The following is a 26,955-nucleotide window of genomic DNA, read 5'->3' as shown; positions in this document are numbered from 1 at the left end:
CGGCGCTTTCGGGCACACGGCATGCGGGCGGAGTCGGTCCCGACCGACGGAGCGCAAGGTCATCGCATGCCGCACTTCCCGCGCACGACCGAATTCGACAGCACGCTTGCGCTACTGCGCGAAGGGTATCGCTTCATCCCGAGCCGCTGCGAAGCGTTGGGCGCACCGGGTTTCGAAGCGCGCATGATGTTGCGGCACGTGATCTGTGTCAGCGGCGCGGACGCCGCGCGCATGTTCTATACGCCCGAACGCTTCACGCGCCGCGGGGCGATCCCGCCGCTGACGCTGACGCTGCTGCAGGACATCGGCAGCGTGCAGACGCTCGACGGCGCGGCGCATCATCGGCGCAAGGCAATGTTCATGGCGATGATGACGCGCGAGGCCATCGCCCGATACGACGCCTGCATGACCGACGCGTGGCACCGGAGCATGCACCGCTGGCAGGGCGCGGGCCGCATCGTGCTCGCGCGCGAAGTGCCTCGCGTGCTGTGCGAGGCCGCGTGCGAGTGGACCGGCGTGCCGCGCGCCCGCTGCGATTTCGATTCGCTGACGCACGAGCTGACCGCCATGTTCGATTCCTCCGGCTCGGTCGGCCCGAAGAACTGGCGCGCTCAATTGCTGCGCGCGAGGACGGAGCGCTGGGCGCGGCGCATTTTCGATGACGTGCGCTCCGGCACGCTCGCGGTGGACGCGCAAAGCCCCGTCGCGATCATCGCTTCGCATCTCGACGCGGACGGTGCGTTGCTGCCGGCGAAAGTCGCGGCGAACGAGCTCATCAACCTGCTGCGCCCGACCGTGGCGATCGAGCGCTTCATCGTCTATGCGGCGCTCGCGCTGTATCGATGGCCGGCGCACCGGGCAGCCGTCGCCACGAACGCCGATGCCGCGTTGCAATTCGTGCAGGAAGTGCGGCGCTACTTCCCGTTCTTTCCGGCGGTCGGCGGGCGCGCGCTCACGCCGTTCGAATGGCAGGGCCGAGCGTTCGCGCCGGGCGAATGGGTGTTGCTCGATCTCTACGGCACCAATCGCGATCCCCACGCCTGGGAGCGCCCCGACGACTTCGATCCGGCGCGGTTCCGCAACTGGCGCGACGACGGCTTCGCGCTCGTCCCGCAAGGCGGCGGCGTCTTCGATACCGGCCATCGCTGCGCGGGCGAATGGGCCACCATCGCACTGCTCAGGCGCGCCGCGCAGATACTGGCGGGCGAAATGGAGTACGCGGTGCCGGAACAGGACTTGTCGATCGACCTGTCGCGCATGCCGGCGATACCCGCGAGCGGCTTCGTGATGGAGCGCGTGCGGCGGACGCCGTGAATCCGTCGATCGTTCTGCTCAGGGCGACGGCCATTCCCGGCACGCCTGGCCGCGTGGTGCTCGTCATCGGCAATCAGGGCGATGCGCGCGCCGAAATCGTCCGCAGCATCTTCGAGCTGAAGCGCGCATACCCCGGTTCGCCGCACGCGTTGCCGCGAGCGAGCTGGGGCTATCCGGTGACATCCGTCATCGTCGAAGGCACGGTGCTCGACGCCCGCGCGGAGCTGTGGTCTTCGTTCGACGGCGACATCCACACGACGTTCGGCGGCGGCATTTCAGCCGAGGCCCCGGCTCCTGATGGCGCGCAGTCGTATCTCGCCGGCCGTGTGCTTTATCGGCGAGCGCGGGGCGAACTCTTCGAGACTGCGTTCTATCGAAGACTGAGTTACCCGGACTTGTCGTTTCGGGTCATCGACGCACACGATCACGCGCTCAACTATTGCGGCAGAATCGTCGTTGCAAGCGAGTTCGACGACGATGCGCCGTAGCGTCAGAACCTGCGGCGTGGCATGACGAATGCACCGGTTGCGCCTGCTCCACTCATCCTGAGGACGACAGAGAATGTCAGACACCCCCAGCAAGCCCGACGCTCAGGCGGAAGTCCCGATGGAGGGCGAACTGCTCGAACAACGGATTCGCACGCTTGCGTATTACATGTGGGAAGCGGAAGGCAGGCAGCCGGACCGCGCGGACGAGTATTACCATCGCGCGCGCCAGCAGTTGATCGCGGAATCGGGCCTCGCCGACGCGAACGACAATGCGTCCGACGAACGTTCGGACGGCGCTAAGCGCCGGAAAAAGCGGGCGCTCTAGCGGTGCGCCTCGTGCGTCGGCGACGGATGCGCCGCCACTTCGTCTCGATGCGCCGGCATCGCACGTTCGAGCCGGTTGCCGCCCAGCGATTTCGCGCGATACAGCGCCTGATCCGCCGAGGCGAGCAATACGCCGAGCGACGGCGCGTGCGTGTCGGACACCGCGAGCCCGATGCTCGCCGTCGCGCGAATGACGGCGCCATCCGCGCCCTGCACGGCGGCCTCCGCGAAACGGCGAACGACGGATTCGCCCGCTGCCTGCCCCCTGACGCCGTCATGGTCGTGCAGGACAGCGGCAAACTCCTCACCGCCGATGCGCGCGAGCGTGGCGTGCGGTCCCAGCACGTTGCGGGCGATCGTCGCGAATGATTTGAGCACATCGTCGCCGGCCTGATGCCCGTGCCGGTCGTTGATCGCCTTGAAGTGGTCGAGGTCGACCGCGAGGACCGCGACAGGCCGCGAAGCGCCGACATCGCGAACGATTCGCGCGCCTTCCTCGAAGAACCATCGGCGGTTGCCGACGCCCGTCAGATAGTCCGTATTCGATTCGTGCACGAGCTGGCCGTGCGATTCATCGCGCACGAGGCGCAGGAGCGTCATCGGCAGCACGACGGAATAGAGAACGCCCTCGTACATCGTGATCTTGCCGACGACGAGCAGCACGCCATGCCCGAACGACGTGACGAGCCACGGCAGAACGAAGGCGCGCGCGGCATAGAACAACGCGTGAGCGCCGGAGACGAGCGCCGCGATGCGCCTCGCCTGCAGCCCCGTGCCGCCGCTCCTGATCAGCAGTTCGCGCGACGTCAGCGCGCAGGCAATCGCAATGGGAACCGCGCTCGCATAGCTCCAGATGAGTTCGAGCCATCGGCCGCCGCCGAGCGCCCACGTGAGCGCGAGCGCGACGAGAATGCCGGCGGACGCGCGCCCGTGCTGCCGTCCGTTCAACGATGCGACGCCGTGCAGTATCAGCAGATAGCCGCTGACGATGATGAGGTTGCTCGTCGCCGCGCCCCACGCGCCGGGCAAATCGCGGCGAAAGGACGCCGCCGCGCAGCCGAGCGCGAGCGTCGCATAGCCCGCCGCCAGAATCCTGAGTTGCCTGCTGCGCGCGGGATGCGTCCGATGCTCCCAGAACGTCATCGCCGAACTGGCGAGAAGCGTTCCGATAGCAAGGAAATAGAGGGTAATAAGGTCGACATGCACTCGCTTGCCTGCTTCATTCTGAATTGACGCTTCGCATATGGCCACGCATATGGCCAGTTAACGGCTAATACGCGAAAGTCTTGAACCGCCGCGCATGTCGCAAACCGGCCTACCGCACATGCGGCGTCAGCGCGGCGAGCCAGCACGCGACCGCCACCGCGCCGCCATCCGGAATGCCGACCGCCCGCGCGCCCAGATAGCTCGCGCGGCCGGCCCGCGGCGTCATTGCCGCCGTTGCCTGCGCGCCTTCTTCCGCGGCGGCGACGGCGGCGGACCAGGCGTCGCCGGCGCCACGGCCTGCGTTCAGCGCGTTGTCGAACGCGGATACGGCGGGCAGCAAGGCATCGAGCATCGTGCGATCGCCGGCCTTCGCGCCACCGAGTTCACCGATCGCGTCCACCGCATGGGCGAACGCCGCCGCCCAGTCCTTCGCCGCGGGACGTTCGATGCCCGCGAGATGCCGCGATGCGCGCATCAGCGCCGTCGCATAGAACGGGCCGGAGCTGCCCGCGATCGCCCGGCGTAACGCCGCCCCGAGCGCGGCGAGCGCGCCGTCGGGCGTTTCGAGCGCAGCGTCGGGGACATCGCGGATTGCGTGAGCCGCGCGCGTCATGCTGACGCCGAGATCGCCGTCGCCGGCCTGCGAATCCAGATCCGTCAGCGTAGGCTCGTTGGCGATGAGCGCATCCGCGACGGCGTGCAACGCGGGCGCGATGCGCCGCGCCCAGCCGCCTCCCGGCATGCTCTGGACGACCGCGCCCGCGACGGGCGGCGGCATCGGCACGTCGAGTCGAATGTCGCCGTTCACCGCGCCGCCGCCGGGCCACGCGCGGGCGTCGGTCGGCGCGTCGAGCAAGTCGAGCGTGGCGTCGTCCACACGCAGCAGGGAGATCGAACAGCCGGGCATGTTCAGCGCCGAGAGCAGCGTGCCGGACCACGCGCGGACCACGTGAATGTCGCGGCGCGCAAGAGTGTCGAAGGCCGCGCGCAGCACGATGTCGAGTTCCATTTGCGGCGTCGCGCCGAGGCCGTTCACGAGCAGCGCGACGCGTTCGCCCGCATCGAGCGCCATGTCGTCGACGATGTTCGTTATCAGCACGTCGGAGAGCGCATCGGCGGGCTTGGGCGCGGTGCGCTCGACGCCCTTTTCTCCGTGGATGCCGAGGCCGAGCTCGATTTCATCGTCCGCGAGCGTGAAGCCCGAACGGTCCGCGCCGGGCAGCGTGCAGCCGTCGAGCGCGACGCCCATCGTGCCGAGCTTCGCCGCCGCCTGCCGCGCGATGCGCGCAACGTCGTCCAGCGCGAGACCGCGCGCCGCCGCCGCGCCCGTGATCTTGTGAACCAGCACGGTGCCCGCGATGCCGCGCCGCTGGCTGCGATCCGCCTGCCTGCGCAGCGCGACATCGTCCGCGACGACGACCACTTCGACCGGGATGCCTTCCGCCCGCGCGATCTCCGCCGCGAGCCCGAAGTTCAGGCGATCGCCCGTGTAATTCTTGACGATGAGCACGGCCCCGCGCGGGCCGGCTGTCGCGCGGATAGCGGCGAGCACCGCATCCGTCGATGGCGACGTGAAGACTTCGCCGCATACCGCTGCGCTCAACATGCCGTGGCCCACATAGCCGCCGTGCGCCGGTTCGTGTCCGCTGCCGCCGCCGGAGATGATCGCGACGGGGCGATCCGCCGCGTCCGGTTCGGGCCGCCGCACGAGCACGTTTTCATCGCCGAGAATGGCGACGTGCGGCGCTTGACGCGCGATCCCTTCGAGCATGTCGCGCACGACGCGGGCCGGACTGTTGATGAGCTTCTTCACGGGGGCGGTCTCCTGGGCGATGGTCCGCCTCAAGGGTAAAGCATTTCATCGCAGCGAAGCGGTACGCTTTCAGCGCATGACCGACCACTCGACGTGCTCCACGCCCGCCACCGATGCCGCCTCGACGAACGGCGGCATGTCCACCGAACCCGGCGCTTGCCGCCAGCGGACCTCGAAGCGCTCCTCCACGCGATCCCCTGTCGCGCCCGCCGATCCGGCAACCGCCGTCAGCCGGCAGCCGCACGCGCGCATCGACTGGACGAGCGATTCGCTCGTGAACCGTCCGCGTTCGTAGACGATCTTCAGTTCCGCCTGCTGATCGCGCGGAATCCGCATCTCGACCACCTTCATGAACCACAGCACGACGATGCCCAGCACGAGCCCGACGGCCCCGAGCGCGAGCTGCCCGCCGCCGAAGCACAGCCCGACGACGGTGACGAACCACAGCGTCGCCGCCGTCGTCACGCCGAGCACGAGCCCGTCCTTGCGCAAGATCGCGCCCGCGCCGATGAAGCCGACGCCCGACAGTATCCCGAGGGGCAGACGCATCAGATCGAGTTCGATCATCGACTGTTCGTTCTTGCCGGACTGCGCGAGAAGCGCATTCACTTGCAGCATCGCAAGACACGCTGCGAGGCAGACGAGCAGCGTCGTGCGCAGGCCCGCCACCTTGCCCGATTCGCCGCGGTTCAGGCCGATCAGAATGCCGGCCAGCGCCGCCAGCGCGATGCGGATGCACACATCCGGCCATTGGAGGACGAGCGGCATCGGCGACATGTTGCGTCCCTCCGGAGCTTCGACCCGAATCGTCGAGCAAACCTCGAACCTGGGTCCGTCGCTTGCTTGCCGGAACGAACCCCGGCGTTTTCTCAGGGAGCACCGATGGACAGCATCGAGGCTGCGCAGAGCCGCATGATCGAGCGGCAGCTCAAACGACGCGGCATCGCGAACCCGCGCGTGCTCGACTGCATGGCGAAGGTGCCGCGTCATGCGTTCGTGGATGCCGCCCTCGCCGAATTCGCCTACGACGACAACCCGCTGCCCATCGCCGCGAATCAGACCATCTCGCAGCCGTATATCGTCGCGCTGATGCTCGAAGCCGCCGGCCTCCAGCCGGGCGACCGCGTGCTCGACATCGGCACCGGTTCGGGGTACGCAGCGGCGGTGATGGCGTGCATCGGCGCGCAGGTGGAATCGGTCGAGCGTCTTCGTGAACTCGCCGACGCCGCCCGCTCCACCCTCGATGCGCTCGGCGTCGCGAACGTGGCCGTGCATCATGCGGACGGCACCGAAGGGCTTGCGCAGCACGCGCCGTTCGATGCGATCCTCGCGTCGGCGGGCGGCCCGTACGTGCCGGCGGCGTGGCGCGAGCAATTGAAGATGGGCGGACGGCTCGTGATGCCGGTCGGCGATGCCCGCGAGGCGCAGCGGCTCGTCAGGTTCGTGCGCGTCGGCGAGCACGACTTCGAGCAGGAAGACCTCGGCTCCGTGATGTTCGTCCCGCTGATCGGCGCGGCGGGCTGGGCCGACGAACCGGACCTTCGCCACACGGCCCCGTCGATGCCGCCGCAGGCGCAACGCGCGAGCGCCGCACGTTCGCTGCCCGACCTGATCCGCGCTTCGGCGGTGCCGCTGCCCGCGCCGGCCGCGCCGGAGTTCGCGCAAGCCTTTGACCGCTTCGCTGACAAGCGCGTCGTGCTGCTCGGCGAAGCGAGCCACGGCACTGCTGAGTTCTACGAGGCGCGCGCCGCCATCACGAGGCGGCTCATCGAGAAACACGGTTTTCGCTTCGTCGCGGTGGAGGCGGACTGGCCGGACGCGGCGACCGTCGACGAACACGTGCGTCATAGGCCGCGCACGCGGCCCGATGCGAAGCCCTTCCAGCGCTTTCCGCAATGGATGTGGCGCAACGCCGAATTCGGCGCGTTCGTCGCGTGGATGCGCGAGCACAACGTCGCGCTGCCGCCCGATCGCCGCGCCGCGTTCTATGGCCTCGATCTCTACAGCCTGTCCGAGTCCATCACCGCCGTGCTCGCCTATCTCGACCGCGAGGACCCCGAAGCGGCGCGCATCGCTCGCGAGCGCTACGGCTGTCTCACGCCGTGGCAGAAAAACCCCGCCGTGTATGGCCGCGCCGCGTGGCAGGCGGGCTTCGGCAAGTGCGAGAAGGCGGTCATCGCCCAGTTGCGCGATCTGCTCGACAAGCGCCTCGCATCGCCCGCCGCCGATCCCGGCCTGCTCGACGCCACGCACAACGCGCGGCTCGTGGCATCGGCGGAGCAGTACTATCGCGCGATGTATAGCGGCTCTGCCGAAAGCTGGAACCTGCGCGACACCCACATGTTCGACACGCTGACGAGCCTGCTCGACGCATGGGGTCCGGATTCCCGCGCCGTCGTGTGGGCGCATAACTCGCATCTCGGCGATGCCTCCGCCACCGAAATGGGCCGCGTGCGCGACGAGCTGAACGTCGGCCAGTTGTGCCGCGAACGCTTCGGCGACGCCGCCGCGCTCATCGGCTTCGGCACGCATGGGGGGACGGTCGCGGCGGCATCGGACTGGGACGAGCCGATGCAGGTGATGAACGTGCGGCCCTCGCGCGCGGACAGCTACGAGCAGCAGTTTCATCTCGCGGGCGTGAACCGCTGCATGGTCGATCTGCGCCCCGGCGTCGCCGATGCGCTGCGCGAGGCGCTCTCGGAGGAGCGGCTGGAACGGTTCATCGGCGTAATTTATCGGCCGGACACGGAGCTTTATAGTCACTACGCGCAGGCCGAACTGCCCGCGCAGTTCGACGCGTTCGTCTGGTTCGACACGACGCGCGCCGTCCAGGCGATGCCCGCGCCGCAGGCATCGCCCGATGCGCCGGAGACCTTTCCGTTCGGCTTGTAAGCGCTATCTGCGCCGGATCGCGTAAAGGGACGTCGGCAGCGCGGCCGGATTGTCGGGCTTGAACCAGCTCATGTCCGGAATGCGCGAGTCCGTCACATAAACAGTGCCGTCCGGACCCTGCGTGAACGTGTCGGGCCAGCGAAGCTGCGGATCGCGCAGCAGCGTCCAGAGCCGCTCGCCGTCCCGCACGCGCACCGCATGATGCTCCACCGCCGATATGTAGAGCCGGCCACGCTCGTCGAAGAGCAGGCCATCGGCGGGGCCGTCGATGCCGACCGTCTCCACGCGCGACGACACTTGCTGCGGGCTCAGTTGCGCGTTCTGCAGCGCATCGACCGGAATGCGGTAAAGCGTCTTGCCCTTCACCGCCTGCCAGTACAGATAGCGTCCGTCCGGCGTGAGCGCGATGCCGTCCGCCGAGAAGTTCACGCCCCGGCCATCGGTCTGGCGCAGCGGCTTGCCGTCGACTTTCACGGTCACGGTCTTGTCCGCCTGCGTGCTCGGATCGCCGTCGAGCACGCGCCGCGCGACGCCCGTCGTCCTGTCGATCACGACGATCGCCCCGCGCACGCCCGAATCGGTCATGTAGATGAAGCGGCCGTCCGGGCTCAGGCGCAGATCGTTCAGATAACTGCCTTGCGGCGCGATGGATTCGTCGAACGCGAACACATGCGCGATCTGGTTCGTCCGCAGGTCGATCTGCGCGAGCTTCGGCGCGCCCGGCACGACGAGCGATTGCGCCGGCGCGCCGGGATCGAGCACCCACAGATTGCCCGCTTTGTCCGCGACGACCGATTGCACGCACACCCAATGATCCGCCGGCGACAGTTCATCGCGGCGGGCATTGCGCCAGGCGTTCCATTCGGCATCGGGGAACGGGCGAAGATCGCCGTTCGGGCCGAGTTCCGCAACCGATATCGGCGCGTCCTCGGTCCAGCGCGGAAAATTGACGAAGGTGCGGCCATCGGGCGATACCGTCACGCCCGTGACCTGATGCTCGAAACGGGCGATCAGTTGCAACTTCGCGCCGCCCATGCGCGCGTACGCCGCTGTGTCGTTCGGCAGGGTCTGGGCGACAGTCGCCTGCGTCAGCATGGCGACACTCAGGGCAGCAAGACAGCGGTTCAGTCGATGCATGGCGGATTCCTGGTATGGATCGGAGCGTTGGGATTCAATACGCATCGCGCACGATCCGCACATAGCGCCGCGCGGCCATCACGAGCATCACCGCGGCCACGCCGGTCAGCGCGGCGCGCGCGCCCGCCGGCTGCAGACGCGCGCTGGTGTACAGGCTCGTCTCGCGCACGCGGCCGTTGCGGCCCGAGCGTTCCCGAAGCGTGCCGGAACCTTCGTGGAGCGCATCGCCGCTGCTGCGCGGCTCATCCTTCAACTGGCTCCTGATGCCGAGCTTGCTCGTGATCGCATCGTAAAGACGCGGGGCGCGCTGACCGAAGCCGGCCATCATGCGCGACGCCCCGCCGACATAGATATCGCGCTCCGGATGGACGGCCGCATGAAGAATCGCCTTTGCGACGATGTCCGGCGCATACACGGGCGGCGGCAGCTTCGGCTCCTGATCGAGATAGTTCTTCGCATGCTCGACGAACATCGTATCGATGCCCGCAGGCTTGATCAGCGTCACCGAGACCGGCGCGCCGTCGTCCTTGAGTTCGATGCGCAGCGAATCGGTGAAGCCCTTCACCGCATGCTTGGATGCGACGTATGGACCTTGCAACGGCACGGCTACATCCGACAATTCGCTGCCGACGTTGATGAGCGCGCCGCCGCGTTCGCGCAGCGACTTCACGGCGATGCGCGATCCGTTCACGACGCCCCAGTAGTTGGTGTCGAACAGCTTGCGCTGATCTTCCAGCGTGACGTCGACGCAGCGCCCATAAATGGACACGCCCGCGTTGTTGATCCACGTATCGAAGCCGCCGAAGCGCTGGACGGCGGCATCGGCGGCGGCCTGAAGCTGGCTTTCGTCGCCGACGTCCGCTGCCGTGTAGGCGACATCCGGGCCGCCCTCCTTCGACAATTCTTCCGCAAGCGACTTGAGCGCGGTCTCGTCGCGGGAAATGAGCATGAGGCGCGCGCCGGCCTTCGCGGCGCGACGCGCGGTGGCGAGTCCGATGCCGCTCGTCGCGCCGGTCAGCACGATGGTCTGTTCACGCAGAGGCTTCAGTCTGTTTCGCATGGCGGTTCCGAAGTGAGAGGGTAAGCAGACGGTTCAGCATCTGCCGTTCCTCTTTCCCCTGCTCGTTCGGCGCGTCATGCGAGTGCGTCTATCGCGCCCCATGTGACTTCGACGTGCTCCGCGCCCGCCGCGCGGCTTCGCGTCAGCGCGACGATCTCCCGCGTCGGCACGCTCGTCGCGAGCGTCGCGATCTGCGATGCCGCGAACCATTCGCAGCGCGCAATCTCGTTGCGCGGCTCCGGCCTTGCTTGCGGCGCGATGCTCACGCTGAACACGTGATGATGCTTGTTCACGCCGCCGAAGAGGAACAGATACGCGAGTTCGCCGACGACGAGGCCCGTCTCTTCCTCCAGTTCGCGGCGCGCCGCGTCCTGTGGCGACTCCTTTCTGCGGATGGTTCCGCCGGGCAGCGCCCAGCGCGAGCGCTTCCGTCCGACGAGCAATATTTTCCCGTCGCGGTAGCAAATGATGGTGGCCCTTTCTCTCATCGCTCTATGAAGATCAAAGCAGATTCGTCCATGCTGGCGCTAGCGAGCGTCGTGCCGCGTTCCATGCGATTACCCTGCGAGCAACGCACGCGCGGTCGGCTCGTCGATGATCAGCTCCCGGATGAAGCCGCCTCGCAGCGCGCCACGCAAGCCTTCGACCTTGCGCTGCCCCGACACGACGCAGAGCGTATGCTTCGCGCGCCGCAACAGGCCGAGGTCCGGCCCGCTCGCGCGTCGATTGAGCGCAATGTCCCGATACGTCCCGTCCGCGCGAAAGAACACGGTAGCGATATCGCCGACGACTTCGTCCTTGCGCAGCGATTCCAGCTCGCTCTTCTCGAGAAAGCCGCCGCTATAGACATGGCTCGTCATGTGCGGCGACATCACGCCGACGCTGCACAGCATGATGTCGGCGCGGCTTTGCAAGTCGAGTATCTGCCGGACGCTGCGCTCGCGCCACAATGCGCGCCTCGTCTGTGCGTAGTCGAAAAACGCGGGCACATGGAACGGATGCGGCCGCGCGTCGAAGTTGACGGCAAAGCGCATGATGAGATTGCTGCTGAACGTGCTCGTCACGCCCTGCGCGTTGCCCGCCCCGTTCAGTTGCACGATGTCCACGTTCGCGGTGGATTTCGGAATCAGATGGTCCGATACCGCCGCCATCGTCGTGCCCCACGCCACCCCGACGACCATGTTTGAATCGACGACGGTGTTCAGATAGCTCGCGGTGAACATCGCCACGCGACGCAGCCACTCCGCTTCGCCCGCCGCTTCGGGCACCGGCACCACGCGCGCGGCTGCCAGCCGGAACCGTTCCGTGAGTTCCAGTTCGACGCTTCTTTGCCGCTCGCTCGGATCGTTGATGCGGATTTCGACCAGACCGTTCGCATGCGCGACGCCGAGCAGCCGCGACACCTTCGAACGCGACAGCTTCATGTCCTGCGCGATCGCATCGGTCGTCATGCTCTGGTAGTAGTACATCTTCGCCACTTGCACGGCGGCGGCGAACTGGCTGGCTTCGTCCTTGAACACGGGGTTCGGCATGGGTCGCTCTGCATATGCATCGATGCCGTCATTACATCACGTCGCCTGATCGTCTTATAGTGACGGTTGCACGAAATTGCAGACGCGTTGCAAAAACGTGCAGTCCGGCCTATAACGCAGTCAAGACTGGGGAAAACGGGGGAACGCATGGCTGAACGGGGCGCACACGTCGATTTCGACGTTCTCGTAGTGGGCGGCGGCATCAACGGTGCGGGCATCGCGCGAGACCTGTCGGGGCGCGGCGTGCGCGTGATGCTGGTCGAACGGGACGATCTCGCGCAGCACACGTCATCGGCGAGCACGAAACTCATACACGGCGGGTTGCGGTACCTGGAATACGGCGAGTTCGGCCTCGTCCGCAAGGCGCTTCGAGAGCGTGAAGTGCTGCTGTCCGTCGCGCCTCATCTCATCGCGCCGCTGCGTTTCGTCATGCCGCATGTGCCTGCGCTGCGTCCCGCATGGATGATTCGCGCGGGCCTTTTTCTCTACGATCATCTGAGCCGCCGCGCCGTGCTCGAAGGTTCGCGCAGCGTGAATTTGCGTCGCCATGTCGCGGGCGCGCCGCTCGTCGATTCGATCACGCGCGGCTTCATTTATTCCGATGCCGCCGTCGACGACGCGCGTCTCGTCGTGCTCAACGCGCTCGGCGCGCACGAACGCGGTGCGCGGATCGCAACGCGCACGCGCTTCGTTTCGGCATCGCGCGGTGAGGACGAGTGGCGCGTGCTGATCGCCGATGCGGCCGGGCATCAGCGGGAAATCAGCGCGCGCGCGCTCGTCAATGCGGCGGGGCCGTGGGTCAATGCGCTGGCCGCCGGAGACAACGGCACGCGGGCGATGCGGCTCGTGAAGGGCAGTCATATCGTCACGCGCAAGCTGTTCGATCACGATCACGCGTACATTCTTCAGAACGACGACCGCCGCATCATCTTCGCGATTCCGTGGCAACGCGGCTACACGCTGATCGGCACGACGGATGTCGATTACGAAGGGCCGCTCGCGGACGTACGCATCGCGCCGGAAGAGATCGATTATCTTTGCGCGGCGGTGAATCGCTATTTTCGGAAGCCGGTGGCGGCGAGCGATGTCGTGTGGTCTTACGCCGGCGTGCGACCTCTGCTTGCGGACGGCGCGGACAATGCGGCATCGGCCACGCGCGATTACGAGCTTCAGCTCGATACGACGCGCGCACCGCTGCTCACGATTTTCGGCGGCAAGATCACGACGTATCGGCGGCTCGCGGAAGAAGCGGTCGAGCAGCTTGCAGGACCGCTTGCGATCACCGTCCCCGCATGGACACATGCCGCGCCGCTACCCGGCGGCGAGATGCCCGATGCCGATTTCGCGCGCTTCCTGCACGGCTTCGAACAGCGATATCCGTTCTTGCCGCGCGAGCTGGCAACGCGTTACGCACGCGCCTACGGCACTCGCGCCGATGTCATGCTCGACGGTATCGGCTCGATGCAGGCGCTCGGCGCGCGGCTGGCGCCCGACTTATACGAAGCGGAAGCGCGCTATCTCGTCGACCACGAGTGGGCACACACCGCCGACGATATTCTCTGGCGTCGCACGAAGCTCGGGCTCGAAGCGAGCGCAGCCGACATCGGGACGCTCGAAGCATGGCTGTCCGCTCGCCGGCGCGGTCATGCGCCTTTCGCGCCGCTGTCCGCGTAGACCTGTTAGCGCGAAGTTTCGGTACGCAACAGGCCGGCCACTGCGAAGCCTGCTGCCAGCGCAAGGTAAGTCATCGCGAGCGACTGCTTCGACAAGTGCGCTTCGAAGCCCGGCGTGAGACGCTTCGGCACGACGTGATAATCGACGACATAGGCCACCGCCGCTGTCGTCGCGGCAGCGGCGACGACCTTGTCCGCACGCGCACGCCGCCCGCACAGCGCTTCGAACAACACGCCCCAGAATACGGCGCTGCCCATGTGGATGCCCGCGCCCGTCGCCGTGTATTTCGCGCTCAGGTCCTCTTCGCGCGGCGCGGTGTCGGGCCACAGGCAGTGCGCGACCGCGTTGATCGCCGCATAAGGACGACGGCCCGACGCCGATGCGCCCGCCCCTGCCGCCGCCGCCGAGAAAAGCCCCGCCATGCCGCCGGAACAGATGGCGCGCATCAATGCACTGTTCGATTTCATCTTCGTGCCTCCTTTGCCTCATCTCCGCCAGCAAGCGCTATTCCGCATTTAGTACAGAATGCGACGCTTCTTCGGACGACGCTCGCGGCACGAGTATTGCGAAATGAGAACTACGCGCGTCTCTTCGCGCTTCACCCCTCGTCAGGAGCACATCATGACCGACCCTGCTGAACACCTTCTCGACTGGCTGCGCGACGCTCACGCGATGGAGCAGCAAGCGGAGCAGATGCTTCGCGCGCAGTCGGGCCGGCTGGAACACTACCCCGAACTCAAGGCACGCATCGACCAGCATCTGGAAGAAACGCTCGGCCAGCAGAAGATCGTCGCGGAATGCATCGAACGGCTCGGCGGCTCGACGTCGATCGTGAAGGATCTCACTGCAAAGATGATGGCGTTCGGCCAGGCGGCCGGCGGCATGACGCAGACCGACGAAGTCGTGAAGGGCGCGAACATGAGCTACGTGTTCGAGAACCTCGAAATCGCGTCTTACACGGCGCTCATCGCTGCCGCCGAACGCTGCGGCGATACGCAGACCAAGGCCGCCTGCGAACGCATTCTGCCGCAGGAACACGCGATGGCACAGTGGCTGCTCGAGCATATCCCGCTCATCACCACGCAGTATCTCGAACGGTCTGCGGCGGGTCAGGAAGCAAAGAAGTAAGCGCACGTTGGCACGTGCGTTGCTGATAGAGAAACGCCTGCCCGTCCACGCTCCGAGGCAACGACGGGAAGGCTCCAGTCCACCGAGCGGCGCTGTCGGCCGCATCACGCCAGCGCGATCCGCATGCGCTGAGGCTCGCGGCAAAACCGGCGTGTGCCACGCATGTGCGAGGCACGCGCCGCTGCGAGCACCAAGAGATTGACTCAAGCCCCACTGTGAGCCTAACCGCCGCAATGGAAGCGTTCGTCCCTAAAAACAAGGAGCCGTTGATATGTTCGTACATAACAAACGCCTGCAATACACCGTCCGCGTGGCTGCACCGAACCCTGGCCTTGCCAATCTGATGCTGGAGCAATTCGGCGGTCCGCAAGGTGAGCTTGCCGCTGCGATGCGTTACTTCACGCAGGCAGTCACCGAAGACGATGCAGGCCGCAAGGACTTGCTGTTTGATATCGCCACCGAAGAACTGAGCCACCTGGAAGTCATCGGCAGCATTGTCGCGATGCTGAACAAGGGGGCGAAGGGCACGCTGGCGGAAGCCGTCGAAGAAGAGGCGGAGCTGTATCGCACGATCACCAACAACGGCAACGACTCGCACACGACGTCCATCCTGTACGGCGCGGGCGCACCGCTCACGAATTCCGCGGGCGTGCCGTGGACCGCTGCGTACATCGACACCATCGGCGATCCGACAGCCGACCTGCGTTCGAACATCGCGGCCGAGTCGCGGGCGAAGATCGTCTACGAACGTCTCATCAACGTGACCGACGACCCCGGCATCAAGGATGCGCTCGGCTTCCTGATGACGCGCGAAATCGCGCATCAGAAGTCGTTCGAAAAGGCGTTGCACTCGATTCAGCCGAACTTCCCGCAGGGCAAGCTGCCGGGCAAGCCGGAATTTACGAGCGTGTACTTCAACATGTCGAAGGGCGAAGACATGCGCGGCCCGTGGAACGAGGGCGGCGACTGGGAGTTCGTCGCGGACCCGCAGCCGGCAGTCGACGGCGGCGACGGCACCGCGAGCGTCCAGGTGACGCAGACCGAAGTCGAAGCGCTTCAGGCGCTGGCGACGCGCACCGCATCCGACCCGACGGCCGATCCGACCACGGGAGCCGATCTCGGCTCGGGCCAGGCGGTGACTCAGCCGAAGTAAGGTAGTCGTTCGAAGGTCGATGCTGCTTCAACAAGCGGCATCGGCCATGTGGAAGCTGTTCAACAATCGTCTATACGGAGTTTAGTCATGCCAACTGTTTCATCGAATGGGACCGTCGCGGTTCGCCGCAGCCCGGTCGACTGGATCGCCGGTGCGCTCGTCATCATCGGCGCGCTGAACTGGGGCCTCGTGGGTCTCCTGAACTTCGATCTCGTCGCCGCCATTTTCGGCGCGGGATCGCCGGGAGCGCGTATCGTTTATATCCTCGTTGGACTCGCAGGCATCTACTCACTCGTCCGGGCGTTCATGCCGGCGCGCGAGCATGGTCTTGCCCATCGCTGATGGCGGCGCCGCGCGTTTTACTTGCTTCGAAAAAAACGCGCGGCGCTCGACTTCTTCAGCGCGCCGTCGCCAGATGCGCGTTGACCTTCACCGGTGATTCGTCCTTGCTGAACGGCGGCTGCACGACGAAGCTGTCGATCACGCCGGGCCTGAAAATAAGGCACATGGATGAACCGCCGTACTGGAAGTAACCCAGCTCATCCCCCTTCCGCACGCGTTGTCCCGGCAGCGCCTCGATCATGCATGACGACACTTCCGCCATGCCGATGAACACGCACCCCACTTCGCCGATGGCCGGATCGTCGCACTGGATGACGATGACCGCACGCGCCGCGACCGCGCTGATATAGCCTTGCGAATCGTTGAGGCCGCCGGGGTCTTCGCCTTCCGATTCCGCGTCCGAGTAATACGTGCCATCCACCAGATACGCTTTTACGACGGTCCCGCTGACCGGCGCGTGCCAGCGATGGTAGTAGAACGCGCTCAAGAACGCCTGGTAGATGGAGCCGCCGACGAAACGTTCCGCGAGCGCCGTTTCCTTCGCCGTGAAAATCTCCTTCAGCGAATACGGCTGCGACTTGATCCAGAATTCGTCTTTGAGCCTCACATCGTGCTTGATGTTATACGGCGAGGCCTCGCAGGCACTGACGATGATCTTGTCGTTCGCCGGCTGCGCGACGGGCCGCGCTCCCGGCCTGAACTCGCGCGTGAAGAAGTGATTCCACGAAGAGAAGCCCCAGTACGGCTTCTCCGGATCGCATAGAAACTGCGACAAGCCGATCTTGCTGTCCGCTTCCGGACTGAACCAGCCGTTCGGCGCGTCCGTGTTCAGATGCACGCGCGAATACGGACCGCTCAGATAGCCGGACCACACGTTCAGCACGCGCTTCATGTGCCTGTTGAACGCGGGATCGCGAAAGAGCGCATAGCCCGATGGCATGACCATCGGCCAGTCGAGTATCGCGTTGACGGGACAGTGGATGAGGCTCGACTCGCTGAACGGCGGCGCGTAGGTGAGGATTGCATCGAGCATTTGCAGGCATTCGTCGATATTCGCGTAACCCAGCTCGAACCCTTCTGCGAGCGCTTCATCGATCGCGCGCGCGAAGTTCATGCGGATCACCGGATCTTCGCGTATGAACGATGCGAACTCGTCGATGACGCTGCTCGTCATGGCCGTCGCGGCGCGCTCCCTGGCTTGAGCGGCAAACTGCTTCCGGAACTGCGCAACCTGCTCTTCCTTCTCCGGAAGCCAGCCGCCGAGTCGCTGCCTTTGTGTTGCCATCGTGTATTGCCTCCATGAATGCATCGGGTCGATCCGGCCCGGCAAGCAGGACGCATACCTTGCCGCGCATTCCCCAGCACGAAGCGGAACGCCCTTTGCTTTGGATGATCACGTCTCCGCCTTCCCCGCAAAGAGGTGAATCCATGAGCGACGCCCCGTATCCGTTTCCGAAGTCCCGGCCCAAAGAGCGCACCACACAACGCACCGCACAAAGCACGTCGCGCAGCAAACCGGCGTCGATCGCGCGCGGGCTCGGCTGGTTCAGTCTCGCCCTCGGCGCTGCGCAATTGCTCGCGCCGAACGCCGTTGCACGCGCGGCCGGCGTGCGCACGAACTCCGCGCTCATGCGTCTTTACGGACTGCGGGAAATTGCGTGCGGCGTCGGCATTCTGATGTCGCGCAATCCTGCGCCTTATCTGTGGGCGCGCGTCGGCGGCGATGTGCTCGATCTCGCCACGCTCGCTGCCGCATCCGACATGAGACGCGATGACAGCCGCACGCATGCGCTCGGCGCGATCGTCAATGTCGCGGGCATCGCGGCGCTCGACGTGCACACGGCGTTGTCGCTATCGAACGCCGACGACGAAGAGTCGCACGTCCGTACGCAACGCTATGTCTCGATGTATCGGAACCGCAGCGGCTTTCCGCGCGCGCCGGACGCGATGCGCGGCGAAGCGTTGCGCACCTTCGAAACGCCGCGCGACATGCGCGCGCCGGATGCGCTGTTGCCCTACACGCATCCGCAGTTCAAGGAAGCCCAGGGCGCCTGACGTTCATAAGAATCGATACATCCCCACTACCGAGCGAAGGAGTCACCGTGGATATGCAATCCGTCTCGCCCTCCATCACGACGATGATCCGCATGGATCACACGCACGTCATGGCCGCCTTTCATCGTTATCATGCGGATAGTCCGTGGTGGAGAAAGCGCGCCATCGTCGAACTTGCCTGCACGGCGCTGGAAATTCATGCGCAGCTCGAAGAAGAGATCTTCTATCCCGCACTGGCCGAAGCCTTGCCCGGCGACGACACCCTCGCGAAGAGCAAGCCCGAGCACGACAAGATGCGCGAGGACATCGCGAAGCTGCGAGCGATGGGCCCCGACGACGCCGCGTACGACGCACGCTTCATGCAACTCATGCGCGAAACGATTCATCATGTCGCGGACGAAGAGACCGTGCTCCTGCCGACCGCCGAACGCGCACTGGCATCGCGGCTTTCCGAGCTCGGGGCGCGCATGACGATGCGAAGGATGCAGCTCGTCGGGCAGAAGCGGCCTGCGGCGATCGCGGCGAACACGATGGGCACGTTCCCGCTCGCATCGCTCGCGGTGATGTCGCTCGGCGCGCTTGCCATCGCGCATTGCCTCAAGCCTTCGGCATCGCGGCGCATGAAGCATTACGCGTAAAGCGTCACGCCCCACGACGCCGCGCCTGCGTCATGCCGCGCGCGGCGTCCCGTTCACTTCGACGATATGCACCGGAATGGACTTCGCCGCCGGCACCTTGCTTTCCTTCGCGTGGTGCCATAGCGGCAGAAGCGGATTGCATTCCGGGTAATAGCCGCCGATGCAGCCGGCCGGTATGTCATACGGCTGGATGCGCAAGCCCGCGACGCGGCGCTCGAACCCGTCATCGGCGATGGTCTGCAAGGTCACGCGATCATCCTTCCTGAGACCGTGGCTTTGCATGTCGGCTTCGGACATCAGAAGCACCATGCGGTCGTTGCTGATGCCGCGAAAGCGGTCGTCGAGGTTATAGATCGTCGTGTTGAACTGACTGTCGCTGCGAAGCGTCATGAGCCGCAGCGCCTGCTCATCGCGCTCGGGCATGTCCGGATCTTCGCCGATGGATTCCGGCACGAAGAACTCCGCCTTGCCGCTCTTCGTCTTCCACTTGCGCTCGCGCGCGGGCAGATCGCGGGGAAAGCCGCCGGGCGTCCACATGCGTTCGTTGAATTCGTGGAACGTCTCCGGATAGGTCTTCGCGATCTCGTCGCGCACGAGCGCATAGTCGCCGACCCAGCGATCCCAGTCGACGGTTGAGCGCTCGCCGAGCGTGTGCTTCGCCAGCCCCGCGACGATATACGGCTCGGAACGCACATCCGCCGATGCCGGCTCGGCCATGCCGCGCGAACCGTGAATGCAGCCCGTGCTGTCTTCCATCGACACCGCCTGCGCGCCGCTTGCCTGCGTATCGATTTCAATGCGGCTCAGGCACGGCAGGATATACGACTTCTTTCCGTGCACGAGATGACTGCGGTTGAGCTTCGTCGCGACGTTCACGGTGAGCTTCAGATCGCGCCACGCCGGCTCGATGCGCAGGCGGTCCGGCACCGAGCGCACCAGATTGCCGCCGAGGTTGATGACCGCGTTCACCTTGCCGTCGAGCATCGCCTCGAATGCCTCGACGATATTCATGCCCTTCTCGCGCGGCGGTTCGAAACTGAACTGGCTCGCGAGCTTGTCGAGCGGCGCGAGCTCCGGTTTCTCGGTGATGCCGACGGTGCGTTGTCCCTGCACGTTCGAATGACCGCGCACCGGCGACGGCCCCCCGCCCGGCTTGCCCACATTGCCGCGCAAGAAGAGCAGATTGCACAGCATGCGCACGTTCTGCACGCCTTCCCGGTGCTGCGTGATGCCCATGCCGTAATGCGCGATGACGGCGTTAGCACGCATGTATTCGTCGGCGGCGGCTTCGAGGTCGGCGCGAGAGAGGCCGGACAAGCGCTCGATGTCGTCCCACGATGCGGCGCGCACATAGTCGGCGAACGCTTCGAAGCCCACGGTATGTTCTTCGATGAACGCGACATCGAGAATGCGCGGCTCGCCGCTCGCTTTCGCGCGGTCGTCCGCATGAATGACGGACTTGCAGATGCCGAGCAGCGCCGCCGTATCCCCGCCCGCCTTCACCTGATGATATTGCGTGCTGATGACCGTATGCGCGGGCGTCATCATTTCCACGGGCGACTGCGGGTTCACGAACTGCAGCAAGCCCGGCTCGCGCAGCGGATTGAACGTGATGATCGGCACATCGCGCTTGCGGGCCTCCTGCAGTTGATGCAGCATCCGCGGGCTGTTGGTGCCGACGTTCTGCCCGAAGAAGAACATGAGATCGGTCTTCTCGAAGTCGTCGAGCGTGATGGTGCCGACGCCCACGCCGATCGCTGCCTTGAGCCCGACGCTCGTGCTCTCGTGGCACATGTTCGAGCTGTCGGGAAGATTGTTGGTGCCGTACATGCGCGCGAAGAGCTGGAACATGTAGGACGTTTCGAGCGATGCGCGTCCCGATGCATAGAACACGACGCTATTGGGATCGAAGCCGCGCAGCTCCCGGCCGATGTCCTCGAAGGCTTCTTCCCAGCTGACGCTCACGTACTTGTCGGTAGCCGGGTCATAGCGCAACGGCGCCGTGATGCGTCCTGCTTCTTCGAGGTCATGGTCGTGCCATGCGCGAAGTTGCGAGACCGTATGCAACTCGAAGAACTGCGGCGTCATGCGCTTCGCGGTCAGGTCCCAGGCGGTCGCCTTTGCCCCGCTTTCGCAGAACTCGAATACATGGGGATCGGCCGGCTTGGCCCACGAACAGCTCACGCACTGAAAGCCATCCGGCTTGTTCTGCTTGAGCAGTACGGTCGCGTCCTTGAGCGGGACTTTCTCTTGAGCAAGCACGCTCGCCACTGCCTTGAGCGAGCCCCAGCCGCCCGACGAAAAGGGATACGCCTCGCTCTTGCGGGCGCCATTGTCTGACTCGGCCATGTCATGCCTCGCGCGTTGTGGGTTATGTTTCTACACGCGAAAGCAAGGGATATTCCCTTTCTAACGGCCTTCGATCGTCCATAAAAAACGCGCCGGCGATGCGGCGCGTCGTTCGGCTATTCGACCATCGGGAGATCAGCCCGCGGTCTTGGTCTGTTCGGCGAGTTGCGCCTTTGCGAGTTCCGTGAGCTTTTCATCGGTGGACTTTTCTTCTTGCAGCGTTTCGAGCAGAAGGTTCATCGCCTCTTCCTGGCCGAGCTGCTTTGCGAGCGTGGCGAGCGTGCCGTACGTTGCGATCTCGTAGTGCTCGACCTTTTGCGCCGCGCCGATCAAGGCGGCATCGCGGATCGGGCCTTGTTCGAAATCCTCGATCTGCTCCTGGCCTTCCTCGACGAGCCCTTCCATCGCCACGCACTTGATGCGCTTGAGCTTGAAGCCGGTCAGCTCGACAACCTTGTCGATCCGTTCGATCTGACCATTCGTTTCTTCGAGATGCTGCTGGAACGCCTGCTTGAGCAGCTCGTTCGAGGTGGCGCGCGCAAGCTTCGGCAGCGCCTTCGTCAGTTGCTTCTCCGCGCTGTACACATCCGATAGCGAATGAATGAAGAGGTCCTGCAAAGTTTTCGATGCCATGTTGCCTCCATTGCAAAGTGAGTGGGTTCAGACAGGCTTGCAGCCATCGTGCGGCTTACGGTTCGCAATCAGCATTCCAGCGTCAGTCGCGCGGAAGCTCGACAGGTAATGCCCGCTTGTGACGCGTTGCCGTATAGAACCGGCGAATCGTCGTGAGCACTTCGGTGCTGACTTCCTTGCCTTCCAGAAAGTCGTCGATGTTTTCATACGAGATGCCGTAACTGTCCTCGTCCGGGCGCTGCGGCGTGAGCGTTTCGAGGTCCGCCGTCGGCACCTTCATCACGAGACGTTCCTCCGCGCCCATCGCCCGCGCGAGCGCCCGCACGCGGCGCTTCGTCAGGCCCGACAAAGGCAGGATGTCCGCGCCGCCATCGCCGTACTTCGTGAAGAAGCCCATCAGCGATTCGGCCGCGTGATCGGTGCCGATGACCACGCCGCGCCGTGCGCCCGCCATCGCGAATTGCGCGATCATCCGTTGGCGCGCCTTGATGTTGCCGAGCACGAAGTCTTCCTGGAAATCGTCGGTGTATTGCGCGCCGCCTGCCTTGAGCGCGGCGAGCATCTCGTCCGATGGACCTTTGACGTTGACGGTGAAGCTCTCGTCGGGACGGATGAACTGCAGCGCGAGCTGCGCGTCGTCTTCGTCGCGCTGCGTGCCGTACGGCAGCCGCACCGCGACGAAATGCGCCTCGTATCCATCGGCGCGCAGGCGCTCGACGCTCAGTTGCGCAAGACGCCCCGCCGTCGACGAGTCCACCCCGCCGCTGATTCCGAGCACATAGGTGCGAAGCCCGCTCGACTTCAGGTAGTCCGCCAGAAAAGCGACGCGCCGCTCGAGTTCGCCGTCGGCATCGAACTGATCGCGCACGCCCAGTTCCTCGATGACCTGCCGCTGCCACTGCTGCAAATCGACGTCGTTGTCCTGCATGCTCGCCTCCCGTTGCGTTCGTTCAGTCTCTGGGTTCAGTGTCGCGGCAGACGGTCGTAGTAATGCTCGATGCGCGATAGCGCGTAATGCGCGGCGGCGCTTCGCACGTCGTTGCGGTCGCCGTCGAAAACCTTCGTCTCGCTGAAGGTCACGACTTGCCCGTCGCGCAGTTTGTACGACCATCCGAAGCACTGCGTGCCGGCTGGCGGACCGTCGCCCGGCGGCTCGTCCGCGACACCCGTATTCGATACGGAAACGTTCGCGCAGCACGCCTCCTGCCTGAGCGCACCTTCCGACATCTCGCGCGCGACTTCCTCGCTCGTCAGGCCGTACTGCTTCATGGTTTCTTCGCGCACGCCGAGAAAGCCCGCCTTGCCTGTCGGCGAATACGTCACGAAGCCCACATCGAGGCAGCTTCCGCTTCCCGGCACCGACGAAACCAGCGATGCGATATAGCCCGCCGTGCACGATTCGGCCGTCGCAAGCATCAAGCCACGGGAGCTGAGAAATGAAACGACTTGTCTGGCGATATCCATGCTGTTCGACCCCATTCACGTTGCTGGCGATGCGCTTGCAAGCCGCTTGCAAGCCAAACCGGTCGAGCAAGCCGCGCTCCACGGGCAGCCCGTCCATGGAATGTCTATTGCTCTACAGCCCTCGAACCGTCCCGCGAGGCTGGACGTACAACCAAAACGCGAATGTTTAATGAATACGGCAGCCATGCAGAGCGCGCTTAGTCCGGCGGGCATTCAGGCGAGCCGCGTGCTCGACCTTTGGCATCTCACGCTTACCGTCTGTTGCATCGTGTTCGCGGCGGTGCTCCTTGCCTGCATGATCGCGCTGATACGCGCGCCGCGCGGCACGCAGTCGACGCCGGCGGACCTGAGCGGCAACGAACGGCCCGAACGGGGAATCAGCCGGTCCGTGATCGCGGGGACGATCGTCTCGGCGGTCCTGCTCGTCGGCCTCGTCGTGGCGGATGTCGTCACGGATCGCGCGCTGTCGCGCCTGCCGGTCGATAACGCGCTGCATGTCGAAGTGACGGGGTATCAATGGTGGTGGCAGGCGCGTTATGCGCCCGAGGGCGGCGCCGAAGGATTCACCCTCGCGAACGAACTACACGTGCCGGTCGGAAGGCCGGTCGTGGTATCGCTCGTCGGCGGCGATGTCATTCATACATTCTGGGTACCTAATTTACACGGGAAGAAGGACATGATTCCCGGCCAGCCCACGACCATCGCGTTTCGTGCGGATCGCGCCGGGGCGTATCGCGGTCAATGCGCGGAATTCTGCGGCTACGAGCACGCGCTGATGGCCTTCTCGGTCATCGCCGATCCCCCCGCGCAATACGAAGCGTGGGCCGCGCGCCAGCGTCAGGCCGCGCCGGTGCCCCCCGATGCGCTCGCGCGTCACGGACGCGATGTCTTCCTGAACAACGACTGCGCCCGTTGCCATACGGTGCGCGGCACGCCTGCGAACGGCTCGCTCGGACCCGACCTCACGCATCTCGCGAGCCGGCAGACGATTGCCGCCGGCACGCTCGTCAACAATGCGAAGAACCTGTCCGCGTGGATCGTCGATCCCCCCGCGCACAAGCCCGGCGTCATGATGCCGGCAACGCGTCTTTCCCCTCCTGACCTTCAGGCTCTCGTCACCTGGCTAGGCACGCTGAAATGAGCGACAACGTATCTCCATCCGGCTACAGCGCATCCGATGCGAGCGGCTCGCGCCCCGTCGATGGCCCGCACGCGCCCGAGTCCGTGCGCCGCGCGCTCGCCGCGACATGGAGCGATCCGCCGGGCTTCGTCGGCGCGCTGAAGGCGATCAATCACAAGACGATCGCGCGGCGCTTCATCGTCACGACGTTCGTATTCTTCGTGCTGGCGGGCATCCTCGCGCTCGTGATGCGCATGCAGCTCGCGCGGCCCGATGCGCGGCTCATCGGCCCGAATCTGTATAACGAACTCTTCACGATGCACGGCACGACGATGATGTTCCTCTTCGCCGTGCCGGTGATGCAGGCGGTCGCCGCGTATCTCGTGCCGCTGATGATCGGCGCGCGCAGCATCGCGTTTCCGCGCATGAACGCGTATGCGTACTGGGTCTTTCTGTTCGGCGGCATCCTGCTGTTCGGGTCGCTCGTGCTCAACAGCGCGCCGGCCGCGGGCTGGTTCAGCTATGTGCCGCTCGCGGGCCCCGACTATGCGCCCGGCAAAGGCTCGGACATCTGGGCGCAGATGATCACGTTCACGGAGTTGTCGGGCCTGCTCGAAGCCATCGTCCTCATCACGACGATCTTCAAGATGCGCGCGCCCGGCATGTCGCTCAACCGCATGCCGCTTTTCGTCTGGGCGACGCTCGTCACGCAGTTCATGGTCATCTTCGCGATGCCGTCGGTCATGCTGTGCAGCACCGCGCTCATTCTCGACCGGCTCGTCGGCACGCACTTCTACAACCCGGCCAAAGGCGGCGACGTGCTGCTCTGGCAGCATCTCTTCTGGTTCTTCGGGCATCCCGAGGTCTATCTGATCTTCATTCCCCCGCTCGGCTTCATCTCGTCGATCATTCCGACCTTCGCGCGGCGCCCCGTGTTCGGCTATCCCGCGATGGTCCTTGCGCTCATCGGCACCGCGTTCCTCGCGTTCGGCTTGTGGGTGCATCACATGTTCGCGACGAACATTCCCGAACTCGGCAAGAGCTTCTTCACGGCGGCGAGCCTGATGATCGCGATTCCATCGGGCCTGCAGATTTTCTGCTGGATCGGCACGCTATGGACGGGGCGGCTGAACCTGCGCACGCCGCTGCTGTTCGTGCTCGCCTTCTTCTTCATTCTCGTGATCGGCGGGATGACGGGCATCATGGTGGCATCGGTGCCGCTCGACCTGCAAGTGCACGATACGTACTTCGTCGTGGCGCACCTGCATTACGTGCTGATCGGCGGTGCGGTGTTTCCGCTCTTCGGCGCGTTCTTCTACTGGTTCCCGAAGTTCGCGGGCCGCATGCTCTCCGAGCGGCTCGGGCGCTGGCAGTTCTGGCTGTTCTTCATCGGCTTCAACGTCACTTTCTTTCCGATGCACCTGCTCGGCCTGCACGGCATGCCGCGCCGCGTATGGACGTATCCGGGCGGCATGGGCTGGGACGGCATGAACTTCGCAGCCACGGTCGGCGCATGGACCATCGCGGTCAGCGTGCTGCTGTTCATCGTCAATGTCGTGCTGACGCTTCGACGCGGCGAACAGGCGCCCGCCGATCCGTGGGGCGCGGGCACGCTCGAATGGAGCGTGCCGTCGCCGCCGCCGCCGCATAACTTCGATGCGGTGCCCGTCGTGCATGGCCGCGATCCGCTATGGGAGGCGGGCGCGCAACCGCGCTTCGTGGGCGGTCTTGCCGCCGACGCGCGCGAAGTGCTCGTGACGAGCGTGCTCGATGCGAAGCCGGATCATCGGCCGCTGTTTCCATCGCCTTCGATCTGGCCGTTCATCAGCGCGGTCGCGACGACGGTGCTCTTCATCTGGTCGATCTTCACGCCGTGGGCGGTCGTGTATGCCTCGCTGCCCGTCGCCGTGGCGATGATCCTCTGGTTCTGGCCGAAGCGCGCGAGCAACGCATTCGCGGCCGCACGGGAGCGGCGTCCATGAGCGCGACCGGCGATCTCAAGAGCCCGCACACGCGCCCCGACGATGCGCGGCCATCGGACTATCTGCTCGATGTTCGCGAGTTGCCGACCTTCGCGTTCGGGCATCGCAGCCTCATGTGGTGGGCGACGGGCGGGCTGATGCTCATCGAAGGCACGGTGTTCGCCATCGGCATGATGATGTACTTCTATCTGCGCACGCACGCTCCTGCGTGGCCGATGGCCGCCGAAGCGCCCGAACTGCGCTGGGGCACGCTGAACACGGTGATCCTGATGGCGAGCCTGCTGCCGAACCAGCTTGCGAAGCGCGCGGCGGAACGCAGCGATCGCGGCGCGGCGAAGCTGTGGATGACCGTCTGTCTCTTGATGTCTTTCGCGTTTCTCGTCGTGCGCGGCTTCGAATTCGCGACGCTCAACGTGAGCTGGTACGCGAACGCGTATGGATCGGTCGTGTGGCTGCTGCTCGGGTTGCACACGACACATCTGATCACCGACACCATCGATACCGCCGTGCTCACGGTGCTCCTCTTCACGGGACCGTTCGAGAGCAAGCGTTTCGTCGATGTCAGCGAGAACGCCATCTACTGGTACTTCGTCGTTCTGAGCTGGCTGCCGATTTATGGCGTCATCTACTGGGCACCGCGTTTCTAGCCTC

The 26,955-nt window shown here is 65.3% G+C and carries 26 protein-coding genes; 13 read left to right on the top strand and 13 right to left on the bottom strand.

Annotated elements, in window-relative coordinates; genetic code table 11:
• Positions 1-66: 66 nt before the first annotated feature.
• The 3 genes from P9220_RS26685 (at position 67) to P9220_RS26675 (ending at position 2,127) form a co-directional block, all read left to right on the top strand.
• Positions 67-1,314 carry a cytochrome P450 gene (locus tag P9220_RS26685; protein ID WP_309768854.1) on the top strand — a complete coding sequence of 416 codons (1,248 nt, stop codon included), beginning with the start codon at positions 67-69 and terminating at the stop codon, positions 1,312-1,314.
• A complete protein-coding gene (locus P9220_RS26680; protein ID WP_309768853.1) occupies positions 1,311-1,802 on the top strand; it encodes a hypothetical protein in 492 nt (163 codons plus the stop codon). Before P9220_RS26685 ends, P9220_RS26680 begins: the two co-directional genes overlap by 4 nt.
• Before the next feature lie 73 nt (positions 1,803-1,875).
• Positions 1,876-2,127, top strand: a complete 252-nt coding sequence (locus P9220_RS26675; RefSeq protein ID WP_309768852.1) for a DUF2934 domain-containing protein — start codon at positions 1,876-1,878, stop codon at positions 2,125-2,127.
• Here P9220_RS26675 and P9220_RS26670 read toward each other — a convergent pair.
• The 3 genes from P9220_RS26670 to P9220_RS26660 form a co-directional block, all read right to left on the bottom strand.
• A complete protein-coding gene (locus P9220_RS26670; protein ID WP_309768851.1) occupies positions 2,124-3,332 on the bottom strand; it encodes a GGDEF domain-containing protein in 1,209 nt (402 codons plus the stop codon). The two genes, P9220_RS26675 and P9220_RS26670, sit on opposite strands and share 4 nt — an antisense overlap.
• Positions 3,333-3,441: 109 nt before the next feature.
• The gene (locus P9220_RS26665) at positions 3,442-5,145 is read right to left on the bottom strand and encodes a dihydroxyacetone kinase family protein (protein ID WP_309768850.1); all 1,704 of its coding nucleotides are present in this window, start codon (positions 5,143-5,145) and stop codon (positions 3,442-3,444) included.
• 69 nt (positions 5,146-5,214) lie between these two features.
• Positions 5,215-5,922, bottom strand: coding sequence for an MgtC/SapB family protein (locus P9220_RS26660; RefSeq protein WP_309768849.1), 708 nt, complete (start codon positions 5,920-5,922; stop codon positions 5,215-5,217).
• Positions 5,923-6,027: 105 nt separating this feature from the next.
• On the opposite strand from P9220_RS26660, the gene P9220_RS26655 reads away from it, so the two are divergent.
• Entirely contained in the window at positions 6,028-8,037 is a 2,010-nt protein-coding gene (locus P9220_RS26655) for a protein-L-isoaspartate(D-aspartate) O-methyltransferase (RefSeq protein ID WP_309768848.1), read from the top strand.
• A 3-nt stretch (positions 8,038-8,040) separates the two neighbouring features.
• Here P9220_RS26655 and P9220_RS26650 read toward each other — a convergent pair whose 3' ends face one another.
• The 4 genes from P9220_RS26650 to P9220_RS26635 all read right to left on the bottom strand — a co-directional run bounded on the left by P9220_RS26650 (position 8,041) and on the right by P9220_RS26635 (position 11,766).
• The gene (locus P9220_RS26650; protein ID WP_404980238.1) at positions 8,041-9,072 is read right to left on the bottom strand and encodes an SMP-30/gluconolactonase/LRE family protein; all 1,032 of its coding nucleotides are present in this window, start codon (positions 9,070-9,072) and stop codon (positions 8,041-8,043) included.
• Positions 9,073-9,208: 136 nt separating this feature from the next.
• Entirely contained in the window at positions 9,209-10,234 is a 1,026-nt protein-coding gene (locus P9220_RS26645; protein WP_309768846.1) for an SDR family oxidoreductase, read from the bottom strand.
• A 74-nt stretch (positions 10,235-10,308) separates the two neighbouring features.
• Positions 10,309-10,722 (bottom strand): NUDIX domain-containing protein, encoded by a 414-nt coding sequence (locus P9220_RS26640; RefSeq protein WP_309768845.1) that lies wholly within the window; start codon positions 10,720-10,722, stop codon positions 10,309-10,311.
• 69 nt (positions 10,723-10,791) lie between these two features.
• A complete protein-coding gene (locus P9220_RS26635; protein ID WP_309768844.1) occupies positions 10,792-11,766 on the bottom strand; it encodes a sugar-binding domain-containing protein in 975 nt (324 codons plus the stop codon).
• 147 nt (positions 11,767-11,913) lie between these two features.
• Between P9220_RS26635 and glpD the strand changes: the two genes are divergently transcribed.
• Positions 11,914-13,440 (top strand): glycerol-3-phosphate dehydrogenase, encoded by a 1,527-nt coding sequence (glpD, locus tag P9220_RS26630; protein WP_309768843.1) that lies wholly within the window; start codon positions 11,914-11,916, stop codon positions 13,438-13,440.
• A gap of 5 nt (positions 13,441-13,445) precedes the next feature.
• Here the strand turns inward: glpD and P9220_RS26625 are convergent, their stop codons facing one another.
• Positions 13,446-13,907, bottom strand: coding sequence for a hypothetical protein (locus P9220_RS26625; RefSeq protein WP_309768842.1), 462 nt, complete (start codon positions 13,905-13,907; stop codon positions 13,446-13,448).
• Positions 13,908-14,061: 154 nt separating this feature from the next.
• Between P9220_RS26625 and P9220_RS26620 the strand changes: the two genes are divergently transcribed.
• From P9220_RS26620 to P9220_RS26610, 3 genes are all read left to right on the top strand, one after another.
• Positions 14,062-14,568, top strand: coding sequence for a ferritin-like domain-containing protein (locus P9220_RS26620; protein ID WP_309768841.1), 507 nt, complete (start codon positions 14,062-14,064; stop codon positions 14,566-14,568).
• Positions 14,569-14,839: 271 nt separating this feature from the next.
• Positions 14,840-15,721, top strand: a complete 882-nt coding sequence (locus P9220_RS26615; protein ID WP_309768840.1) for a manganese catalase family protein — start codon at positions 14,840-14,842, stop codon at positions 15,719-15,721.
• Between the two features lie 87 nt (positions 15,722-15,808).
• Positions 15,809-16,063: a DUF378 domain-containing protein gene (locus P9220_RS26610; RefSeq protein ID WP_035968788.1), complete on the top strand. Its 255-nt coding sequence runs from the start codon at positions 15,809-15,811 to the stop codon at positions 16,061-16,063.
• Positions 16,064-16,118: 55 nt separating this feature from the next.
• Here P9220_RS26610 and P9220_RS26605 read toward each other — a convergent pair whose 3' ends face one another.
• Positions 16,119-17,348 (bottom strand): phosphatidylserine decarboxylase family protein, encoded by a 1,230-nt coding sequence (locus tag P9220_RS26605; protein WP_309768839.1) that lies wholly within the window; start codon positions 17,346-17,348, stop codon positions 16,119-16,121.
• 143 nt (positions 17,349-17,491) lie between these two features.
• Between P9220_RS26605 and P9220_RS26600 the strand changes: the two genes are divergently transcribed.
• Together P9220_RS26600 and P9220_RS26595 are read left to right on the top strand one after the other, a co-directional pair.
• Positions 17,492-18,118: a hypothetical protein gene (locus P9220_RS26600; RefSeq protein ID WP_309768838.1), complete on the top strand. Its 627-nt coding sequence runs from the start codon at positions 17,492-17,494 to the stop codon at positions 18,116-18,118.
• A gap of 53 nt (positions 18,119-18,171) precedes the next feature.
• Entirely contained in the window at positions 18,172-18,756 is a 585-nt protein-coding gene (locus P9220_RS26595; protein ID WP_309768943.1) for a hemerythrin domain-containing protein, read from the top strand.
• A 30-nt stretch (positions 18,757-18,786) separates the two neighbouring features.
• On the opposite strand, the gene P9220_RS26590 is transcribed toward P9220_RS26595, so the two are convergent.
• From P9220_RS26590 to P9220_RS26575, 4 genes are all read right to left on the bottom strand, one after another.
• Complete coding sequence (locus P9220_RS26590) at positions 18,787-21,105, bottom strand: FdhF/YdeP family oxidoreductase (RefSeq protein ID WP_309768837.1); 2,319 nt, start codon at positions 21,103-21,105, stop codon at positions 18,787-18,789.
• 135 nt (positions 21,106-21,240) lie between these two features.
• Entirely contained in the window at positions 21,241-21,738 is a 498-nt protein-coding gene (locus P9220_RS26585; RefSeq protein ID WP_309768836.1) for a ferritin-like domain-containing protein, read from the bottom strand.
• A gap of 82 nt (positions 21,739-21,820) precedes the next feature.
• A complete protein-coding gene (gene nadE / locus P9220_RS26580) occupies positions 21,821-22,666 on the bottom strand; it encodes an ammonia-dependent NAD(+) synthetase (RefSeq protein ID WP_309768835.1) in 846 nt (281 codons plus the stop codon).
• A gap of 35 nt (positions 22,667-22,701) precedes the next feature.
• Positions 22,702-23,202 (bottom strand): CinA family protein, encoded by a 501-nt coding sequence (locus tag P9220_RS26575; protein ID WP_309768834.1) that lies wholly within the window; start codon positions 23,200-23,202, stop codon positions 22,702-22,704.
• Positions 23,203-23,371: 169 nt separating this feature from the next.
• On the opposite strand from P9220_RS26575, the gene coxB reads away from it, so the two are divergent.
• From coxB to P9220_RS26560, 3 genes are read left to right on the top strand one after another with little or no spacing between them, the layout of a single operon-like run.
• On the top strand, positions 23,372-24,343 hold the full coding sequence (gene coxB / locus P9220_RS26570; RefSeq protein WP_309768833.1) for a cytochrome c oxidase subunit II: 972 nt from the start codon (positions 23,372-23,374) through the stop codon (positions 24,341-24,343).
• Entirely contained in the window at positions 24,340-26,304 is a 1,965-nt protein-coding gene (ctaD, locus tag P9220_RS26565; protein ID WP_309768832.1) for a cytochrome c oxidase subunit I, read from the top strand. The genes coxB and ctaD overlap by 4 nt, the downstream gene beginning before the upstream one ends.
• Positions 26,301-26,951, top strand: coding sequence for a cytochrome c oxidase subunit 3 (locus P9220_RS26560; protein WP_309768831.1), 651 nt, complete (start codon positions 26,301-26,303; stop codon positions 26,949-26,951). The genes ctaD and P9220_RS26560 overlap by 4 nt, the downstream gene beginning before the upstream one ends.
• The last annotated feature ends 4 nt before the right edge of the window (positions 26,952-26,955 follow it).

Source organism: Caballeronia sp. LZ016 (assembly GCF_031450805.1).
Lineage (GTDB): Bacteria > Pseudomonadota > Gammaproteobacteria > Burkholderiales > Burkholderiaceae > Caballeronia.
Note: the sequence above shows the minus strand (reverse complement) of the source record. Positions and strands in the feature narration are given on the sequence as shown.

What these genes read in the sequence shown, in the direction of transcription:
- P9220_RS26685 (WP_309768854.1), top strand. Translation starts at nt 67, where the DNA reads ATGCCGCACTTCCCGCGCACGACCGAATTCGACAGCACGCTTGCGCTA.
- P9220_RS26675 (WP_309768852.1), top strand. Translation starts at nt 1,876, where the DNA reads ATGTCAGACACCCCCAGCAAGCCCGACGCTCAGGCGGAAGTCCCGATG.
- P9220_RS26660 (WP_309768849.1), bottom strand. Translation starts at nt 5,922, where the DNA reads ATGTCGCCGATGCCGCTCGTCCTCCAATGGCCGGATGTGTGCATCCGC.
- P9220_RS26655 (WP_309768848.1), top strand. Translation starts at nt 6,028, where the DNA reads ATGGACAGCATCGAGGCTGCGCAGAGCCGCATGATCGAGCGGCAGCTC.
- P9220_RS26650 (WP_404980238.1), bottom strand. Translation starts at nt 9,072, where the DNA reads ATGGGCGGCGCGAAGTTGCAACTGATCGCCCGTTTCGAGCATCAGGTC.
- P9220_RS26645 (WP_309768846.1), bottom strand. Translation starts at nt 10,234, where the DNA reads ATGCGAAACAGACTGAAGCCTCTGCGTGAACAGACCATCGTGCTGACC.
- P9220_RS26640 (WP_309768845.1), bottom strand. Translation starts at nt 10,722, where the DNA reads ATGAGAGAAAGGGCCACCATCATTTGCTACCGCGACGGGAAAATATTG.
- P9220_RS26635 (WP_309768844.1), bottom strand. Translation starts at nt 11,766, where the DNA reads ATGCCGAACCCCGTGTTCAAGGACGAAGCCAGCCAGTTCGCCGCCGCC.
- glpD (WP_309768843.1), top strand. Translation starts at nt 11,914, where the DNA reads ATGGCTGAACGGGGCGCACACGTCGATTTCGACGTTCTCGTAGTGGGC.
- P9220_RS26625 (WP_309768842.1), bottom strand. Translation starts at nt 13,907, where the DNA reads ATGAAATCGAACAGTGCATTGATGCGCGCCATCTGTTCCGGCGGCATG.
- P9220_RS26620 (WP_309768841.1), top strand. Translation starts at nt 14,062, where the DNA reads ATGACCGACCCTGCTGAACACCTTCTCGACTGGCTGCGCGACGCTCAC.
- P9220_RS26615 (WP_309768840.1), top strand. Translation starts at nt 14,840, where the DNA reads ATGTTCGTACATAACAAACGCCTGCAATACACCGTCCGCGTGGCTGCA.
- P9220_RS26610 (WP_035968788.1), top strand. Translation starts at nt 15,809, where the DNA reads ATGCCAACTGTTTCATCGAATGGGACCGTCGCGGTTCGCCGCAGCCCG.
- P9220_RS26605 (WP_309768839.1), bottom strand. Translation starts at nt 17,348, where the DNA reads ATGGCAACACAAAGGCAGCGACTCGGCGGCTGGCTTCCGGAGAAGGAA.
- P9220_RS26600 (WP_309768838.1), top strand. Translation starts at nt 17,492, where the DNA reads ATGAGCGACGCCCCGTATCCGTTTCCGAAGTCCCGGCCCAAAGAGCGC.
- P9220_RS26595 (WP_309768943.1), top strand. Translation starts at nt 18,172, where the DNA reads ATGCAATCCGTCTCGCCCTCCATCACGACGATGATCCGCATGGATCAC.
- P9220_RS26590 (WP_309768837.1), bottom strand. Translation starts at nt 21,105, where the DNA reads ATGGCCGAGTCAGACAATGGCGCCCGCAAGAGCGAGGCGTATCCCTTT.
- P9220_RS26585 (WP_309768836.1), bottom strand. Translation starts at nt 21,738, where the DNA reads ATGGCATCGAAAACTTTGCAGGACCTCTTCATTCATTCGCTATCGGAT.
- nadE (WP_309768835.1), bottom strand. Translation starts at nt 22,666, where the DNA reads ATGCAGGACAACGACGTCGATTTGCAGCAGTGGCAGCGGCAGGTCATC.
- P9220_RS26575 (WP_309768834.1), bottom strand. Translation starts at nt 23,202, where the DNA reads ATGGATATCGCCAGACAAGTCGTTTCATTTCTCAGCTCCCGTGGCTTG.
- coxB (WP_309768833.1), top strand. Translation starts at nt 23,372, where the DNA reads ATGAATACGGCAGCCATGCAGAGCGCGCTTAGTCCGGCGGGCATTCAG.
- ctaD (WP_309768832.1), top strand. Translation starts at nt 24,340, where the DNA reads ATGAGCGACAACGTATCTCCATCCGGCTACAGCGCATCCGATGCGAGC.
- P9220_RS26560 (WP_309768831.1), top strand. Translation starts at nt 26,301, where the DNA reads ATGAGCGCGACCGGCGATCTCAAGAGCCCGCACACGCGCCCCGACGAT.